Raw genomic sequence first — 16,394 nt, 5'->3', positions numbered from 1 at the left:
GACGCAGCGCGTACCCTGCGCTAGGGCAAGGTTAATTGGCCAGTTTATCCTTGTTTTACAATGAATATACCCGCCGTTTTTTCCGGTAACACATGTCCGCCGCGAACATCTATTGATTCTCGCACGCGATGTCTCGCAGCGTCTGTGTCAGTTGATGAACGTCATGCAGTGTTGCAGAAAGATGCTCCGCATCCGCCGCCTGTTGTTCTGAGGTGGCCGCAATTTGACTGCAAAAGGAAAAGGCTTCCTCAATGCTACGCGTAATTTGCGTCATGTTGTTCGTGATGTCCACTGTCGCTTTTTGCGACTGCTCCGCCAACTTGCGAATTTCCTTTGCCACCACAGCAAACCCGCGACCTTCTTCGCCGACGCGCGAAGCTTCAATGGATGCATTGAGTCCAATGATTTTCGTTCTCGTCGCCAGATCTGTAATCAGTTCATTCACTTGTTGGATGGTGCGCGTTTGTTCGACCAATGCCTGAATCTGCGCAAACAACTGACCTTGAATCGTCGAGAGATTTGTCGCATGACGGGCGTATTCGCTGGTGGATGTAGCAACCTGATTCGATAGTGTGTGCAATTCTGCCGCCAAATTCTCAATGCGGGCTTGATGTGTACTCACGCCCCAACTGATGACACCAGAGACTTCTTCCCCGTTCCAGACGGGGATGCACGCGCAGGTGTACTCCCTGTGAAATACGGATTCTTCCGCTTCGACGGTCAATTTGATGGGTTGTTTTTCCTGAAGGGTGCGGTAAGTGATGGAGCCCTCGGCAAGTCTATCACCTGTGGTGATGCCAAGGCCAAGGTTGTCGGTGCAATAGATATATTTCTCTGTATCACTGATGGCAAGCGTGCTTTTCGGAGAATATGTCCCCAATAGCATCTGGATAATCGGCGCGAATTTTAGTAATTCACTTGTTGTCAAGGGCGTTCACTCCGCTTCGTGTGCTTTAACTCTCCTATGTATTTCGTGAAAAATACGAGAACTCCTAGTCGGGGAACGCCATTTTTCGACTTTTTTTGACAACTGCCCGCAACGTGCGTATTGCAGTCGGGCAGTTGCCATTGCTGAAACAATTTATTTCAACGTAATGGTGTTGCTTTGACCAATCATGGCGGCGCCATCGGTATTCTGGTAAATCAATTTCACGATGCCAGATTGCCCTTTCATCGCCGATGGATACAAAAACGAGAGTGTTTGGCCGTCCCCGCTCACTTCGAATCCTGGAATGGGTTTGCCTGTTTGACCGCTGCGCACTGCCTGTTCATAGGTGTTGACGACGGATTGGCCGTTTGAGCCAATCCATTCGAATTCTACCAAACGGTATCCTTTTGGCGGATTCTGAATGCCAAACGTGAATAATCCGCTTTGTATTTCTTGGTCGACGACAACAGACGGCGCGACCTGTGTTTGGGCCATGCTGTTGACCGTGGCTTCTGGATAAAACACAGAGATGTGGTCCAGTTTTGGATCCGCCGTCGTCGCGCTTGGCTTAGGGAAGATCCACAACAATTGGAACTTGGGTCCGGCAGGATACATCAAAATCGTTTGTGTAGCCGTCGAGCGCGTTTCACCAGGTTCACCCAGCACTTGTTTTACCTGCGACAGCGTGATTTGCTGCAGTTTTGGGCTGGATGAGCGAATATCAAAGATTTGCGATCCTTTGTTGAAGCCGAAGGCTGCGTCGTGGCTTGGGAATGTGGCGTACATCCCAGCGCCAGCCTCATTTTGGCTGCTGGGTTGTCCCCAGGCCTGTGAGACTTCGTCGATTGTAGCAGTGCCGTTGACGTACGGAATATCCATGACTTTCCCAGCGGTGGCCAATTGCATCGATTGGGAAATCAACTGCGTCGTATCATTTGTCTCTGTGCCCTCTGGCGCAGACGAGTTGGCTGGGGTAGACGAACTTGTCTGTGTGGCGCCAGTGGTGGATTGGCCAGTTGTTTTGGTGTTGTCATCGTGATTTTTTGACACACTTGTAGATGGATTCGTCTTTGCAGCCAGCGTTGGGGTTGCCGAATTTGCACCCATGCCACATCCGGTTAAAATTGTGCACCCGAGAATCAGAGCTGTTGCTGTCAAGGTTGTTTTTCTCATTGGTCACGCCTCCATTGTTCCTGTCTACCCTGTAAATCAAGTCGATACCTTGATGTTGCGCCATCCGCAATGCTCCAATTGACTGGCATTTTCATGGTTCTACTGGTACGGGATGCATCACGCATGGCGGTCTATCGTTAGAGTGAGCCTATTTGCTGAAGTACATGTGTCCAGTTCTTGCTCGAAATCAAATTGACATGTTTGCACACACCATCTGCGATGATCCCACTTGATTCGTGTGCCCCTGTTTCTGTCGATGCAGAGGATACCTCACGTATAGCGTTCTATGAATTAGACGAAGCAATGTCTGAAATGGTTACAGCGCGAATGCCGGATGGTGCATCAGCCCTCGGATGACGGGCGGATCGTGTTGACCTTGTTTTATGCTTGCGCTACCCTAAAAATAGAGTGATAATTTTTGCGTGCGCCAACTGCGATGCGCTTAACTTCATATGAACCACTAGGGGTGCCATTTTGGCTGAGACAAGGACCTATCCTTGAACTCTTGGAACCTGATCTGGATGATACCAGCGGAGGGAAGTGGACGTTTGCTATGTCTTTTTTGCACTGGCTGACCAAACCACTCCGCGGGGAGTGGTTTTTTTTGTTCACGGCGCTTGCGAGAACGGACGTAAAGGAGCGAATCTGGTGCAAATAAGCGATACCGGGCACGTAATCAGAGCATTGACCATCGCTGGATCGGACAGCGGGGGTGGGGCGGGGATCCAAGCGGATCTGAAGACGTTTGCCGCCTTTGAAGTGTATGGCGCGTCAGCATTGACCGCGCTCACCGCACAAAATACGCAAGGTGTGCAAGGCATATACGAAGTCGCGCCGGAATTCCTGCGTCAGCAGGTGGAGTCGGTGAATGGAGACATCGGCTTTGACGCCGCCAAAATCGGCATGTTAGGCAGTGCCGCCATGACAACTGAGGTTGCCGACATCATTGCGCGCGCGGAGATGACAAATCTCGTTCTCGATCCGGTGATGGTCGCCAAAGGCGGCGCGTCGCTCTTGGAGGATCACGCTGTACATATGCTGAAAACGCGCTTGTTGCCACTGGCCACTGTGCTGACGCCCAATCTGCTCGAAGCGGAAGTTTTGTGTGGTTATCCGATTCATTCCTGGTCAGATTGTCAGCAAGCTGTCTCTGACCTCGCGAAGATGGGACCGCAGTGTATTGTGCTCAAGGGCGGGCATGCAACTTGGGGAATCTCGCGGACGCTTCCGGATGACGCAAACGGGGCGCAGGTGTTTGATCTCGTGTTTGACGGAAGCGCCTTGACCACATTCTACGCGCCGCGGGTGTTTAGCCGCAAGACGCATGGCACAGGCTGCACACTGTCTGCTGCAATTGCCGCCTGTCTGGCGCGGGGAATGAGGGTACTGGATGCCATCGCCACAGCCAAGACGTTTGTTTGGGAAGCGATGGTCAGCGCTGCTGCGTGGGATGTGGGAACAGGTCATGGCCCGCTGGATCATTCAGTAGCGCCACGGTTTAGTACAGGAATTGAGGCTGGTGGGACATACCGCTGGCACAATGACGGACGATTCCATTTGGAGGGAATACGCATATGAAATGGTCTGAATATAGTCGGAATGCTGCAAATCATCTGTGGGAGGCCAGTCTGTCGCATCCATTTGTACGGGAAATCGCAGATGGGACGTTACCCATCGAAGCGTTTGCGCACTACATTCGCAACGATGCGCTGTACTTGCGCACATTCGCGCAGGTTCAACGAATGGGGGCCGCCAAGGCGGACGCGCAGTTGGGTGCGCGCTTGCGTGCGCATGCGGCGAACACGGATGATGCGGAGCGGGCGTTGCATCAAACGTTTTTCTCCATGCTGGACATCGCTCCACCGGATGCACAGGCGCTGCCAGCGCCGACGGCGTATCGCTATATGTCTCATTTGATCACGGTGGCGTCATTGGGCACGGTCGCGGAAGTGGTTGCGGCCATTTTGCCTTGTTACTGGCTGTATTGGGAGATTGGACTTCACTATCGCGACGCCCGGCCAGAACATCCGGTTTATCAGCGCTGGGTTGCAACGTATGGCAGTGCGTGGTACGGCGAGCTTGTGCGAGAACAACTTGAGCGTGCGGACAACTTGGCGGCAGCGGCTTCCATTGAAGAACAGCAAAAAATGACACGGCATTTTTTGCTTTCGTCACAGTACGAATTGGAGTTTTGGACCATGGCGTATGACTTGGAAACCTGGCGTTTTGAAGAATGCGAAACGCAGTGAAGGTCACAGCGTTCATGCGAATGGCTTCAACCAAAAGAGGTCTAACCACACTTTGCCTATACATAGGCATAAGGTGAAGAACACTGGTGTGTGTATCATTTGTGAGGAGCACGAGTGGATGAAAGCCAATTACAGAGTGCAATTACAGGTGAATGTGATATCGGGGAATTCAGGAGTGTATTTCGGCAATACGAACGTTATTTTCGGCGTGAGCAATCATTCGAAATCCAACACTGGGTTTGGTGGCGTTGGTTCACAGAATAAGATGTATCAAAACCTCGGCATCGTCTATGACCCAGATTGGATTGACACGCCGATTGACGACAGAGATGTTCATGTTTATGCGCCTCACCACGATCACAGCGCCGAAAGTGTGATGAACGCAAAAGTGGATTCCATCAACGTCCAAACGGTGACACAAAATTCGGGGATTTTTGTTGGCGATGCGGATATCACTGGACTTGATTCGCATGAGAAAAACAATATTGGTTTGGGGTTGGTGTATGGGAATCAAAACCTGGAGGCGGGCAATGTGAACATCGCGTACGATCCCGATGCAATTGATATGCCAATTGACGATAGAGACAATAAGTCGGCGGTATTCATCGCGCCAAGCAGCCCGATGCGGGTAAACGGTGGGTAGTTGTGATTTTGTCAGCATGATGTTGAGGCTGTAGCCATACTTTGATGAGAAACCGATGTGTTCACTGTGGAGGTGGAAAGATGCCGAACATGATCTCATTTGGTGTGATGAATGTGAACACACCGCAGCAAAATGCTGGTGTATTTGTCGGCCAAGTCAATATGACGGGTTGGGATGCAAATCAAAAGATGGATATGGGGCACGGTGGAACATACGGGATATTCTGTTTTAGCATCGGAAATTTGAATTACAATTTTGACGGCTTCGAAGTGATTGATGGAGTTATCGCAGATCAGGACATCAAGGGGCAGGTTGCTGCGACACTGTAGACATTGCGCACGACAGTCGGGGGGGATGAGGATGCCGAGTATGATCAACGTCGGCGTGTTAAATGTCAATACGCCGCAACAGAATGCTGGTATTTTTTTTGGTGAACTCAACATGACAGGCTGGGATGCCAACCAAAAGATGGTTCAAGCGGAAGGCGGTCAGTTCGGCGTATTTATGCTCAACATGGGCATTGTGAACAATAATTTTGACGGCTTTGAACTGATGGATGGAAACATGTTGGATCAGGATTTGAAGGCACAGGTGAGCGGCAACCTGTAAGGCCTCCATGCTCAATGAACCAAACAAGTGCAAGCGGGCTATCCCAAAGCAGAGAAAATTGCTGGGATAGCTTTTTTTTTCGATGTAATCGGTTTTATTCCATCTAAATAATGTTGCATTTCAATACTTAATGTAGGTGTTCAGATTTTGTTAAGCGCTTATACATATACTTGTCTATAAAAGTTTCGACACAAACCGACAAAAACCGCCCGAGATATAGATGCTGAACATTCGTCCAGGCGTTCCCTCGTTTTCAACATACAATGGATGGATTACGCGAGGGGGTGGAGCGTGTGTGTACGAAAGCAGAATGTCAGCGTCATGTCGGACAGTGGGTTCGATTTCAGACTCCCTATGGCCATCATCAGGGGATCATCGAACGGATCAATGGGGATAAGGCCATAATTCTATCCCCGAAACAGTACGTACCTGTCCAGTTTGCAAGCACAGATGTCTGTGAGGATGACATGGGAAAATTGGATGTCGCCTTGGCTTGGTGGGGCGGTGCTGGCCGGGGTTACCCGAATGGCGCCGCTGGCTATCGGGGCGGCGCGTACGGTTATCCAGGTGGTTACGGTTACCGCGGCGTTTGGGCGCGATGGGCGGTTTCATTTTTGGTGATTTACGCTTTGTGGGGGCTATTTTTGTGGTAGACCGCCATGCGTGATGCGTCCCGTGCCAGCAACATCATGAAAATGCCAGTCAATCGAGGCAGCGCGGATGGCGCAGCACCAAGGTGCCGCATGATTTTCAAGGTAGAGCAGTCGGGCAGTGCCGATAGCGAAAGCATAACTTCACTGGCCGCATCATAGTGTGTATTGGGGGGATGCCAGTGAAGTGGATGGGCATTTTTCTTTTGACGATGTGTATGGTGACAGTTTTGATTTTTGTTTCGATGGCATTGTACGCGCCGATGTGGGTGTTTTTCGTCGAAATGGCCGTCATAGCGGCGCTTTATGCGTGTGTGCTGTACACGGCGCTCTCCAGGCGCGATGGCCGGAAATCGTCTAGTCCAGCAGATACACAGTTGTCAGAGTGATTCAACCGAAATCAAGCTGCAATATGAACAGGGATGTCGGACGAATTCCGGCGTCCCTGTTCATATTGTGCAAGTGCAGGACTACGCCATTTTACCGAGCTTCAAATTGATCGCGTCAGCCAGAATTACTGTTAACAGCAGATTTCGGTCGGCAACTTGTTCGTTGCTTTTGAGATGCGTGAAATGACGGGTGAAGTGCGTCCAGTTATCGACCTCGACGGCTCCAACTCATCAATAAAAACATCACCGCAATGACCGCGAGAATCGCTCCCAGCCATTCAAAATTCTCCGTAGTAAGACGATTTCCAAAGACAACGTCTAGTAATAAAGAGGAGAGAATCGTCCCCAGATATCTTGATGTCTGAAACAAGCCGGAGGAAACACCGATCATTTCCTTTGGTGTGCTTTTGAACAAAGCTGCTTGCATGCCGACATTGTTTAGCCCATTTGCGATACCAAATGCGGCTAGTGCAAAACAAACGCTGATAACCGGCGAAGTTTGCCGCAAGGTGGCCATCCATACCGCCCCGAACACCATCAGAACTCCGGACAGAAGCAACGCTGGCCGAGAGCCCGATTTTTCTATCCATCGTCCCGCTATCGGTGAAGCGGCCAGCGAACACAAACCTAAAGATAGCATGAGAAATCCCGTATCGAGTACGTTTAGATGTCGTTCTTCTTGCAAGTATGTCGGCAGTCCGAAAAACAGGGAGTAGTATAAGATATTTACAAGTACGAATTGGAAATGGACCCAGGTCATTGTCGGGTATTTACCGAAGCTACGTAAAGGAATGAAAGGGGTCGACGTCCTTAATTCCCGCCATACGAATAGTCCCATCGCTATCAGACCAGTCACACCGCTGACGTAATGACTGACCGACTCCGATGATAATGCTGCGATGAGTATGCCGACCATTCCTACGCAGAAAAGGAGTATTCCCAAGCCATCCACCAAGTTTAACAGCGTGCGAAACGACATCTTAATGGAAACATGGATTTCCAGATTGTCCTTCGGAATCGTCCATGATGCAATTACAAAGCTTGCTACTATGAAAGGAATATTCACAAGGAAAATTGCGGGCCAATTCCACCAGTGAATCAAAAAGCCGCCTATGGAAGGGCCAAACGCTGAAGCCCCAGACAAGAATACTGACAGAACCGACAACGCACCTGCTTGTCTCTCGGTGATATAGATGCGAACCATTGCCATTCCGACTGCCGCAATCATACTTGTACCGATTGATTGAAGGACACGGAATCCAATCAACCAGCTATAGTTAGGCGATAGCGGAGCAAACATCGATGTAATGAAGACAACGATGAGTCCGGCGAGAAACACTTTCTTTCTCCCGAATAAGTCGCCGACTTTTCCCATAACAGGCTGTGCAATCGCACTCGATATATAGAACGCGAATATCATCCATGACACGTCTGTGAAGCTGATTTGGTATACGCTTTGCAGTTTCGCTATGGCTACAGAGATCATTGAGGAATTTAGTGGATTCAATAGAATGCCAAGGCTGATGGAAGCCATGAACCATGTGCGTCGAACAGTCATTTCCGGTCTCCTCCTGAAGTATATTGACGCCATGGTAAATCAGATTCAAAATGTATTCCAACGCATTTGAATTGATAAATGCATTGATTCTAAGGAATGAATGGTGGGGATGGGATGGAGCTGCTTCAGTTGCAGTACTTTCAGGTGGTGGCGAGACTGGAACATATGACCAATGCCGCACGAAGTTTGCACGTTACTCAATCTTCGCTAAGCAAGACGATCCAACGCTTGGAAGAGGATTTAGGCGTGCCTCTATTTGATCGGAGTGGTCGAACGCTTCGATTGAATCAGTTTGGCCGCGCCTTCCTTCATCGTGTTGACAAAGCAATGTTTGAATTAGAACAGAGTAGGCAAGAGATTCGCGATCTGTTGAGCCCAGAAAGTGGTTCGGTTGAATTGGCCGTGAACACCGCTGGCACGTTACCAGAAATCTTGCAAAAATTCCGCGGGAAGCAGCCTCACGTACATTTTCACGTGCAAGTGTCAAGCAAAGAGGAGATGTGTACACTTCTCCATCGAGGTGAGGTTGATTTCTGCTTATCGTCTCCACCAGTTCGAGGTGACGATATTGAATGTCAAGTGATGTTGCTTGATTCAATCCTTGTGGCCGTTCCGAATGGGCACCGATTGTCAGCTCGGAGTAGTATCGCAGTTACAGAACTGAAGGATGAATGGTTTGTCGGCTTAAAAAGAGGTTATCCAACTCGTGACTTAACCGACCGTATTTGCCAAACGCTTGGGTTTGCACCCAAACACGTGTATGAGGGTGATGAACCAGCTAGGCTTCGTAGTCTCGTAGAAGCTGAAATCGGAATTGCTTTTGTCCCAGCGTCGTCTACTTGGCGTTCTATGCAGGGAAGTGCCAAATATCTTCGAATGGAGCATCGTGATCTTATCCGAGAAATCGGCTTATCATGGCACAGAGGTCGCTACTTATCGAGAGCTGCTCTGGAATTTCGCGAAATCGCAACAGAATACTTCAATGAGCTCGTTCCCAAATAAATAACTTACGTAAGCAATCTAGTGTGAATATACTCGCACATTCGGATGTCGGGTCCGATAGTGCTTTCTTGGCGTACGATTTTTTCCGTTTCGTGACGTAATCCATTTTGGTGTAGAGACATGACTTTCCTGCAGGGACTGACAAACTTTTGTAGAACGAATAGTATTGCTCACAATGATTTCTAGAAGGGGTTTGACGTAAGGTTATGAAACAGCTTGTACATTGAGCGGTTTTGCGCCAGATGCGATGCATACGGAGAACCGCTGGCAGGCGTTTGGTTCAGTTTTGGTTGATATGATTCAAGAACGTGATAAGCACGATGAATGGGAGTAATGGTGTGCGATCTCTGTGGACAGGCATTCAGAAACTTGAACTGTTTGAATGGATTGGCGGATTGGCTTCAATTGCTGCGTTGGTGATTTTCTTTGCTTATGGTCATGCGCTCGATTTGATGGTTGGCCAACCTGGCTATCACTGGCATATGTTCGCGGTTGTGGTGGGCATCTATGCGCGTTTTGTGCCATACGCCATTGTCATTGGCGGCGTTTTATTGGTGGGGGCATCGTTTCTGCTGCGCCAGCGCTCCAAGGACATCTTCAAACGCTTTTTCTTCGCGTTGCGCATCTTCTTGGCGTACTGCATTTTGCTGATTGTGTTTCGCGTTGTCAACTTTTATGTTCCCGTGCTTCATCCGGGGCTGGATGACAGTGTAATTCAACACATCGACCAAACCATCTTCGGCAATCAGGTGTCGTATATTCTCCAGCCGCTTGCGCGGCATTGGTTGACGTATCTCCTGACAGGCGCATATGTGTCGTGGTTTTGGCTGCTTTTTGCCACCATTGCGCTTTTGATGGTGCAGGGTCGACGTGCGGCTTCTGAATATCTGTTTGCGACACTGATTGCTTTTTATGTCGGATACGTCTGCTATGTGTTTGTGCCAGTGATTGGACCAGGGTATACGCTGCATTACAGCGTTCAGCTGGGCGCCATTGCACCAACGTATACAGTGCATCGCTTGTTGATTTCCCGCGATTGTTTTCCCAGTTTGCATACCGCCACGTCTGTATTGATGGTGATATATGTCGGCAAATATGCGCGCAAGTGGTTGTTTGCCTACGTCCCGCTTGCGGCCATCATCATCTTCGCGACGTTGTATTTGCGGATTCACTACGGAACAGATGACATTGCGGGGATCATCCTGGCGGTGATGATCGCTTGTTTGGCGCCGTTTGCCTATCGGTGGTGGGAAAGGCGTCGAAGCGGTGTGCGCGCCGAGCGACAAACTGCGGCAAAACCATATGGACCAGAGAGCGACAAGAAAGCAGGCACGTCCTAAAAATCGACAAATGTCATTTTTGGAGATAATAAAAATACGGTTACTCACCCCCTGAGTAACCGTACAATCGATCACGCTTCGCCTACAGTTCTGCTGCCCCTTTGCGTGACCCTGACCGTCTTAGCGATGGCTGGTTCTCCCTCTGCGCGTATGTTGCTGCGAATAACCGCCGTTTGGTTTGTTGGGCCGCCTGTTGCCGCTTTGATAAGCCGGTTTTTTGATGCGAATAGGCTGTTCTGCTGTCAATTTGATGGGTATTTCATTTGTGCCTTTGATGAGCAACTTTATCGCAGCGGATACCAGCAACAAGGAATCTTGCTGTTCCAGCAGTTCTTCGGCCAGTCCCTTAAACCCGTTGAGGGAATCTTGTTGGCAGGCATCAAGCAATTGCTCCATGGCAATTCGCTGCTTGCTCAACTTCGCTTCAGCTAAAGTCGGCAGCGGCAGGCGTTGGATTTTTCGCTTCGTAATCCGCTCAATTTGATGGAGATGCGGCACTTCACGTGCTGTGACAAATGTTGCTGCAATACCGCTCTTGCCAGCCCGCCCCGTTCGGCCGATCCGATGCACATAGCTGTCGATGTCCTGCGGAATGTCAAAATTGTATACGTGCGTAACCCCCGAGATGTCAATGCCGCGTGCAGCGACATCCGTAGCGACCAGCACTTCCAGTTCGCCTTCGCGGAATTTTGCCATGACGGAATCGCGCTGACGCTGACTGAGATCCCCATGTAAGCCGTCTGCGAGGTAGCCGCGCGTTTTGAGGGCGTTGGTCAACTCGTCGACCCGCCGTTTCGTTCGACCGAAGACAATGGCCAATTCCGGGTTTTGAATGTCCAAGAGGCGTGTGAGCGCGTCCAGCTTGTGATTTTCAGAAACCTCGTAATACACCTGCTCAATGGTAGGGACGGTCACTTCACTCTGTTTCACAGTGATCACAGTGAAATCGCGCATGAATTTCTTGGCGATTCTCTGCACGCCCATTTTCATCGTGGCGGAAAACAAGAGCGTTTGCCTTTCAGCGGGACAAGCCGACAAAATGGTTTCAATGTCTTCGACGAATCCCATGTCCAACATTTCGTCCGCTTCGTCAAGCACAACCATTTTGATATCTTGCAAGCGAACGGTTTTGCGATTCATATGATCCATCAGCCGACCAGGTGTCGACACAATCACATTCGGTTTATTTCTAAGTGCGCGAATTTGCCGCTGGATATCCTGTCCGCCGTAAACCGCCAGCACTTTTACGCCTTTGACTGCACCGACGCGTGCAATTTCCTCAGCCACCTGAATGCACAATTCCCGTGTAGGCGTGAGAATTAAAGCTTCAAGTTTTTGATCACGCGGGTCAATTGCCTCGACGACCGGAATGGAGAAGGCAACTGTTTTGCCTGTGCCGGTCTGTGCTTGGCCAATCAGATCTTGGCCGGTCAACGCGATTGGAATGGCCTGCGCTTGAATGGCCGTTGTGGATTCGAATCCCATTTCCTGGATGGATTTTAGGATTTCTGGACTCAACTGTAGTGTTTCGAAAGATGCCATGATTAAACTCCCTTTTTCTTAACAGATGATCTCTAGCATATCATTGATACAAAATATAAAATTCATACTTCTTCCCCAAAAATAGAAGCGGCGCCCTGGTGTCTTGCCATGAACGACACGCTCATATTTCATAATGCTGCTGATGCGGGGAAAGCAGGAGAAACGTTGGCGCGGGCCGAAAAATGGTTAAGTAAAAGATCGCCAATCCTTATTCAAGAAAGCAGGCACATGCCAGTGAAACGGATATTCCCCATCAGTCTTCTCTGCGCTTCATCTATTTTAACCGTTGGCCTTCCTTGTGTCCAAGCAGCGGCTGCTACCGCGGATCCATCATATCACGCCATTCGTGCAGAGTTGGAAGGAAAGCCTTTTTCGGCCATCTCTGTTCAAAATCAAACTTATATTCAATGGGGCGCGTTGCAGGTATTCAAAACCCCTTATGAATATCTGGCAAACGGGAAGTTTGCCATCACCGGCGGCGTCATCCAAGGCGTCGTGTTTCATGGCACGACGTATCTGCCGTGGGCAGAAGTTGCAGCGAAGGTCAAAGCGGTGCGGTTGAAGGACGGCGAATTTAACTTTATCGACGTGCCCGTCAGTCATGATTATCATATCGTCATTGACGGCAGTGAAAATGTGAGCGCGGGCGCCGCTGAAACATTACAGGTGACCGTATTGGATGGTCATCAGGGCGTGCCGCACCAATGGATTCACATCGCGGTCACAAGCACAGATGGCCAGGCAAAAGTAACGCCTGTTGCAGAGGAGCAAGACGTTACAGATAAAAATGGCGCATGCGAATACGCATTGGGCGCCCCCAACCCGGCGACACTAACCGTTCAGGTGACTTGGAAAGATCCGAGTGGTAAACAGCAAACGGCAAGCGATGATATCACGTTTAAGTCTGCTGCCGCGACAGAGACGCCAGTGCCTGCAGGGGAACAGGTTGTGGCGACGGCGCCTGTGCTTTTTGACGACGACGCTGTGTATTTTCAGGCACAGGCTAACAATCAAACGACCATGTTCCAATTGGATACAGGGGCATATGAGACGCTGATCACCAAAAAACTCGCTGATGCGCTGCATTTGCCCAACTTGGGCAATGTGCAAATTGAAGGCGTCGGCGGTAAGGCAACGGCCTATAACAGCGAAATCTCCCTGACGATTGGCGGGGTTCGCTTCAACAACATTCCGTGTGTGGTCGAGAGTAGCTATACAGGGACACCCTTGTTTGGCTATCGATTTTTTTCTGACAACGGGTACGATTTGCTCGTATCCCAAAAGCATAATACGCTGACGATACTGTCTTGAGGCTTAATCGGTCAGCCAAGCAGACTTCTCCAAATCCGCTGCAAGCAGGGACGCGGCCAAAGCGTGACCTGCCGCATTTGGATGCCAGCCGTCTGCGGCGTACTGCTTCCAAGTCTGATGGTGATCCGCCAAATAGGCCTTCATTTGCGTAAATAAGTCAACCGTATGGACGTTTGGATTGTCCATCTGTTTTACCGTAGCCAGTTCAGCTTGGACGGCGTCTGTCTCTTTTGAACCAAATTCAACATAAGACGCGCCAGTGATTGGCGGTGTGACAATAACCACTACCGCGTGCGTATTCAATGCGTCTTTGATTTCTTCAGTTACCGCAGCGTCGATTTTGGACTGTGGTGTTTTTTTATAAAGGTCGTCCAGCAGTCCAAAGGAGATGACCACCAGGTTCGGCTTGTCCTTTTTGAGCAGGCCGTCCATTTTCTTCACGAAACCAGTTGGGCCGAGTCCCTCAATCGATTCGTTAGTAAAGGCAAATGTCTTGTTTGTTTGTTGATTGAGCGTTCTGAAGGTACGCGCGAGATAGCCGCCCATCCCTTTGGCGTCTACCCATCCGTGTGCGGCTGATCCACCGATGGCCATCACCTGCACTTTTTGGCCTAACTGATAGACGGGCTTATGTTCAGCGAGCGTCTTTCCTGTCTTAGGCGGAGACACAGGCGAATTGCGTTTCCACCAAAAACTTGATATGCCAAGGGATAAGATGAGAATGACAACCACTGCCCAAACGGATTTCTTCAAAAGTATTAACCTCAATTCTGATTGTTTGTCATGAAGGATCATATCACGTTTACCAACAATGATACGCCAGCACATCGCATTTATATATTAACGTGTGGCATTTGAATCAGGTGTCGGTCTTTTAGGATGATTTTTGTCGCGGATGGCATGCTAAATGAATGATCACGGCAATCTAATTCCAGGGACGGTGTCAGCGATGCGTTACGAGCAAATACGGGATACCTTGATTCGGACCAAACAAGATGTCGAAGAAAGATTGGCTCATGCAGAAAACGCCCGTTTGAACGAAAGCATGCGGGATCAGTTCTCAGAGCTCTCCTTTGTGGATAATCATCCTGCGGATGTGGCCAGTGAAGTGTATTTGCGGGGGCTTGACGTTGGACAGCGCGTGCGCGATGAGGCCCATCTGGCGGATATAGACAGTGCGCTGAGCGCGATGGAGAACGGAACGTATGGGACCTGTGAAAAGTGTCAACAACCGATTGATACAGAACGTTTGATGGCCATGCCCACCGCTCGTCTGTGTCTCACATGCCAGCGGCATGAAGAGCGTCTCAATACGCCCCATCGTCCAGTGGAAGAAGAAGTGTTAGCCCCAGGATTTGGCCAATACGATCTCGATGAAAAGGACGCTACGGGTTTTGACGCGGAGGACAGTTATCAGGCGGTTGCGCGCTACAATATCGGTTCAGGTGGTATCGATTCAAATGATCATCTGAACGACATGGATGACAACGAAGGCATTGTCGATGAAATGGATCGCATTTCACAATCGGAATATGAAGATCAATTGCCATAATCTCGTGTGTTCATCCAATTCAGGTTGTCAGCTCAAGCGAATGTTCACTGTGTATACTACCGCGCGCATACGGTGAGGTTATCCATGTGGTCATCAATTTGCAAGGAGGGCGAATGCAGTTGAAGAATGATCCGACGTCTGATGGCAACCAGTTACATGGTGAAGCGCATTACTTGGACTCTGTGATGGCGCAGGTTTCAGAATTACAGACGGATGGTGGCGTATCTCCGGAACTTCAGCATCAGCCCACAAATCAGCTCAAATCACCACCACCACAGATTCCACGTCGGAGAACCGGGCTGAAGCATTGAGTATTTCAGCGGCGTGGCTTTGCCACGCCATATTTGCATGTAGATGATGGCAAAATCATGACGGTGACCGGAGGAACAAGATTGGAACCCATTGTGCCATTTGAACCTGTACGTCACGAGACAATTCCACTTACAGGAGAGTGGATAGCGCAGATCAAGTGGGATGGCGTACGACTGTTGACCTACGACGATGGCAGGGGTGTCTGGTTAGGCAATCGGCGCGGTCGTGATCGAACAAAACATTATCCGGAGTTGGTAGAGGTTCAGCGGTATTGTCGCTGTCAATCAGTGATTCTCGACGGGGAAGTAATTGCACTGGGGCCGGACGGGAAGCCGAGTTTTCATGAGGTGATGCGCCGTGACGGCATTCGGCGCATGGAGCGCGTTGAGGGCATGCTGTCTGTAGCGCCCATCACATATATGGTATTTGACGTTTTATACTTGAATGGGGTATGGCTCACGAAACGTCCGTTTACAGAGCGGCAGAACATGCTTGCCGATATTTTGCTGCCTGATCAGTCTGTCCAACTGGTGACGAACCACAACGATGCAACTGCGCTGTTCGAGGTTGTCAAGGAATTCGGGATGGAAGGCATTGTGATGAAACGGCCGGAATCTCCCTATCTCGTCGCTGGCAAGAACGACAACTGGGTGAAGGTCAAGAATTACAAAGATGTCGTTGCCGTGATTGGTGGCTACACATTGGCCGACAGCGGCAAAGTCAATGCGCTGCTCTTGGGCTTGTATAATGGAGAAGGGGAATTGTGGTACATAGGCCATAGTGGAACCGGCAAGCTCACAGAAAAAGAGTGGGGAGCGCTCACAGGCATTCTACAGTTACAGGAGATTGATGAGCGGCCATTTGCCAACACGCCGGATCGCCGGAAAAATGCGTATTGGATAGTGCCAAAGTATACGGTAAAGGTGCAATTTGCCGAATGGACAAGCCATGGCACGTTGCGCCAGGCAAGCATTCAGGCATTTGTCGATATGGATCCACACAAGTGTGTGTTTGAGTCGGTTTGAACGGATTCAATTTGGGGCAGGAACTAAATGCGTGATCGAACGAAGGATATTTGCATGAAGACCGTGATTTTTGACTTTGACGGCACCATTGCCAATACGCTTCCTATCGGT

General features: G+C 49.8%; 18 protein-coding genes, 1 pseudogene and 1 riboswitch. Of the genes and pseudogenes, 13 read left to right on the top strand and 6 right to left on the bottom strand.

Features of this window, described 5'->3' with window-relative positions; genetic code table 11:
- Positions 1-109: 109 nt before the first annotated feature.
- Together ACFSB2_RS20420 and ACFSB2_RS20415 are read right to left on the bottom strand one after the other, a co-directional pair.
- Positions 110-928 (bottom strand): methyl-accepting chemotaxis protein, encoded by an 819-nt coding sequence (locus ACFSB2_RS20420; protein ID WP_377944950.1) that lies wholly within the window; start codon positions 926-928, stop codon positions 110-112.
- Between the two features lie 153 nt (positions 929-1,081).
- On the bottom strand, positions 1,082-2,101 hold the full coding sequence (locus ACFSB2_RS20415; RefSeq protein WP_377944949.1) for a YjgB family protein: 1,020 nt from the start codon (positions 2,099-2,101) through the stop codon (positions 1,082-1,084).
- A gap of 452 nt (positions 2,102-2,553) precedes the next feature.
- Positions 2,554-2,657: riboswitch (TPP riboswitch) on the top strand.
- Between the two features lie 92 nt (positions 2,658-2,749).
- On the opposite strand from ACFSB2_RS20415, the gene thiD reads away from it, so the two are divergent.
- The 7 genes from thiD (at position 2,750) to ACFSB2_RS20380 (ending at position 6,641) form a co-directional block, all read left to right on the top strand.
- Entirely contained in the window at positions 2,750-3,679 is a 930-nt protein-coding gene (gene thiD / locus ACFSB2_RS20410; protein ID WP_377944948.1) for a bifunctional hydroxymethylpyrimidine kinase/phosphomethylpyrimidine kinase, read from the top strand.
- On the top strand, positions 3,676-4,350 hold the full coding sequence (tenA, locus tag ACFSB2_RS20405) for a thiaminase II (RefSeq protein WP_377944947.1): 675 nt from the start codon (positions 3,676-3,678) through the stop codon (positions 4,348-4,350). Before thiD ends, tenA begins: the two co-directional genes overlap by 4 nt.
- A 118-nt stretch (positions 4,351-4,468) precedes the next feature.
- Positions 4,469-4,993: a hypothetical protein gene (locus tag ACFSB2_RS20400; protein ID WP_377944946.1), complete on the top strand. Its 525-nt coding sequence runs from the start codon at positions 4,469-4,471 to the stop codon at positions 4,991-4,993.
- An 80-nt stretch (positions 4,994-5,073) separates the two neighbouring features.
- A complete protein-coding gene (locus ACFSB2_RS20395) occupies positions 5,074-5,322 on the top strand; it encodes a hypothetical protein (RefSeq protein WP_377944945.1) in 249 nt (82 codons plus the stop codon).
- Between the two features lie 31 nt (positions 5,323-5,353).
- Complete coding sequence (locus ACFSB2_RS20390) at positions 5,354-5,602, top strand: hypothetical protein (RefSeq protein WP_377944944.1); 249 nt, start codon at positions 5,354-5,356, stop codon at positions 5,600-5,602.
- A gap of 293 nt (positions 5,603-5,895) precedes the next feature.
- The gene (locus tag ACFSB2_RS20385) at positions 5,896-6,255 is read left to right on the top strand and encodes a hypothetical protein (protein WP_377944943.1); all 360 of its coding nucleotides are present in this window, start codon (positions 5,896-5,898) and stop codon (positions 6,253-6,255) included.
- Positions 6,256-6,434: 179 nt separating this feature from the next.
- The gene (locus ACFSB2_RS20380; protein ID WP_377944942.1) at positions 6,435-6,641 is read left to right on the top strand and encodes a hypothetical protein; all 207 of its coding nucleotides are present in this window, start codon (positions 6,435-6,437) and stop codon (positions 6,639-6,641) included.
- A gap of 84 nt (positions 6,642-6,725) precedes the next feature.
- Here the strand turns inward: ACFSB2_RS20380 and ACFSB2_RS20375 are convergent.
- Both ACFSB2_RS20375 and ACFSB2_RS20370 read right to left on the bottom strand, forming a co-directional pair.
- Positions 6,726-6,860 (bottom strand): annotated as a pseudogene (locus ACFSB2_RS20375) (Tn3 family transposase); the annotation flags it as partial.
- Positions 6,847-8,199: an MFS transporter gene (locus ACFSB2_RS20370; protein WP_377944941.1), complete on the bottom strand. Its 1,353-nt coding sequence runs from the start codon at positions 8,197-8,199 to the stop codon at positions 6,847-6,849. The pseudogene ACFSB2_RS20375 and the gene ACFSB2_RS20370, both read right to left, overlap by 14 nt.
- A gap of 114 nt (positions 8,200-8,313) precedes the next feature.
- Here ACFSB2_RS20370 and ACFSB2_RS20365 point away from each other — a divergent pair, with 114 nt between their 5' ends.
- On the top strand, positions 8,314-9,201 hold the full coding sequence (locus tag ACFSB2_RS20365; RefSeq protein WP_377944940.1) for a LysR family transcriptional regulator: 888 nt from the start codon (positions 8,314-8,316) through the stop codon (positions 9,199-9,201).
- Between the two features lie 338 nt (positions 9,202-9,539).
- Positions 9,540-10,541: a phosphatase PAP2 family protein gene (locus ACFSB2_RS20360; RefSeq protein ID WP_377944939.1), complete on the top strand. Its 1,002-nt coding sequence runs from the start codon at positions 9,540-9,542 to the stop codon at positions 10,539-10,541.
- Positions 10,542-10,661: 120 nt separating this feature from the next.
- Here the strand turns inward: ACFSB2_RS20360 and cshA are convergent, their stop codons facing one another.
- On the bottom strand, positions 10,662-12,083 hold the full coding sequence (gene cshA, locus ACFSB2_RS20355; RefSeq protein WP_377944938.1) for a degradosome RNA helicase CshA: 1,422 nt from the start codon (positions 12,081-12,083) through the stop codon (positions 10,662-10,664).
- Between the two features lie 108 nt (positions 12,084-12,191).
- Here cshA and ACFSB2_RS20350 point away from each other — a divergent pair, with 108 nt between their 5' ends.
- Positions 12,192-13,394, top strand: coding sequence for a retropepsin-like aspartic protease (locus tag ACFSB2_RS20350; protein ID WP_377944937.1), 1,203 nt, complete (start codon positions 12,192-12,194; stop codon positions 13,392-13,394).
- 3 nt (positions 13,395-13,397) lie between these two features.
- On the opposite strand, the gene ACFSB2_RS20345 is transcribed toward ACFSB2_RS20350, so the two are convergent.
- Positions 13,398-14,147 (bottom strand): SGNH/GDSL hydrolase family protein, encoded by a 750-nt coding sequence (locus ACFSB2_RS20345; protein WP_377944936.1) that lies wholly within the window; start codon positions 14,145-14,147, stop codon positions 13,398-13,400.
- A 154-nt stretch (positions 14,148-14,301) separates the two neighbouring features.
- Between ACFSB2_RS20345 and ACFSB2_RS20340 the strand changes: the two genes are divergently transcribed.
- The 3 genes from ACFSB2_RS20340 (at position 14,302) to ACFSB2_RS20330 (ending at position 16,283) form a co-directional block, all read left to right on the top strand.
- A complete protein-coding gene (locus tag ACFSB2_RS20340; protein WP_377944935.1) occupies positions 14,302-14,946 on the top strand; it encodes a TraR/DksA C4-type zinc finger protein in 645 nt (214 codons plus the stop codon).
- A 119-nt stretch (positions 14,947-15,065) separates the two neighbouring features.
- Positions 15,066-15,257 (top strand): hypothetical protein, encoded by a 192-nt coding sequence (locus ACFSB2_RS20335; protein WP_377944934.1) that lies wholly within the window; start codon positions 15,066-15,068, stop codon positions 15,255-15,257.
- 81 nt (positions 15,258-15,338) lie between these two features.
- Positions 15,339-16,283 (top strand): ATP-dependent DNA ligase, encoded by a 945-nt coding sequence (locus ACFSB2_RS20330; protein ID WP_377944933.1) that lies wholly within the window; start codon positions 15,339-15,341, stop codon positions 16,281-16,283.
- The last annotated feature ends 111 nt before the right edge of the window (positions 16,284-16,394 follow it).

It is taken from the genome of Alicyclobacillus fodiniaquatilis (assembly GCF_042678105.1).
GTDB classification, from domain to species: domain Bacteria; phylum Bacillota; class Bacilli; order Alicyclobacillales; family Alicyclobacillaceae; genus Alicyclobacillus; species Alicyclobacillus fodiniaquatilis.
Note: the sequence above shows the minus strand (reverse complement) of the source record. Positions and strands in the feature narration are given on the sequence as shown.

Excerpts from the sequence above, each read along its gene's own strand:
- ACFSB2_RS20340 (WP_377944935.1), top strand. The coding sequence starts at position 14,302 with ATGAATGATCACGGCAATCTAATTCCAGGGACGGTGTCAGCGATGCGT.
- ACFSB2_RS20350 (WP_377944937.1), top strand. The coding sequence starts at position 12,192 with ATGAACGACACGCTCATATTTCATAATGCTGCTGATGCGGGGAAAGCA.
- ACFSB2_RS20400 (WP_377944946.1), top strand. The coding sequence starts at position 4,469 with ATGAAAGCCAATTACAGAGTGCAATTACAGGTGAATGTGATATCGGGG.
- ACFSB2_RS20395 (WP_377944945.1), top strand. The coding sequence starts at position 5,074 with ATGCCGAACATGATCTCATTTGGTGTGATGAATGTGAACACACCGCAG.
- ACFSB2_RS20415 (WP_377944949.1), bottom strand. The coding sequence starts at position 2,101 with ATGAGAAAAACAACCTTGACAGCAACAGCTCTGATTCTCGGGTGCACA.
- ACFSB2_RS20370 (WP_377944941.1), bottom strand. The coding sequence starts at position 8,199 with ATGACTGTTCGACGCACATGGTTCATGGCTTCCATCAGCCTTGGCATT.
- tenA (WP_377944947.1), top strand. The coding sequence starts at position 3,676 with ATGAAATGGTCTGAATATAGTCGGAATGCTGCAAATCATCTGTGGGAG.
- cshA (WP_377944938.1), bottom strand. The coding sequence starts at position 12,083 with ATGGCATCTTTCGAAACACTACAGTTGAGTCCAGAAATCCTAAAATCC.
- ACFSB2_RS20390 (WP_377944944.1), top strand. The coding sequence starts at position 5,354 with ATGCCGAGTATGATCAACGTCGGCGTGTTAAATGTCAATACGCCGCAA.
- ACFSB2_RS20365 (WP_377944940.1), top strand. The coding sequence starts at position 8,314 with ATGGAGCTGCTTCAGTTGCAGTACTTTCAGGTGGTGGCGAGACTGGAA.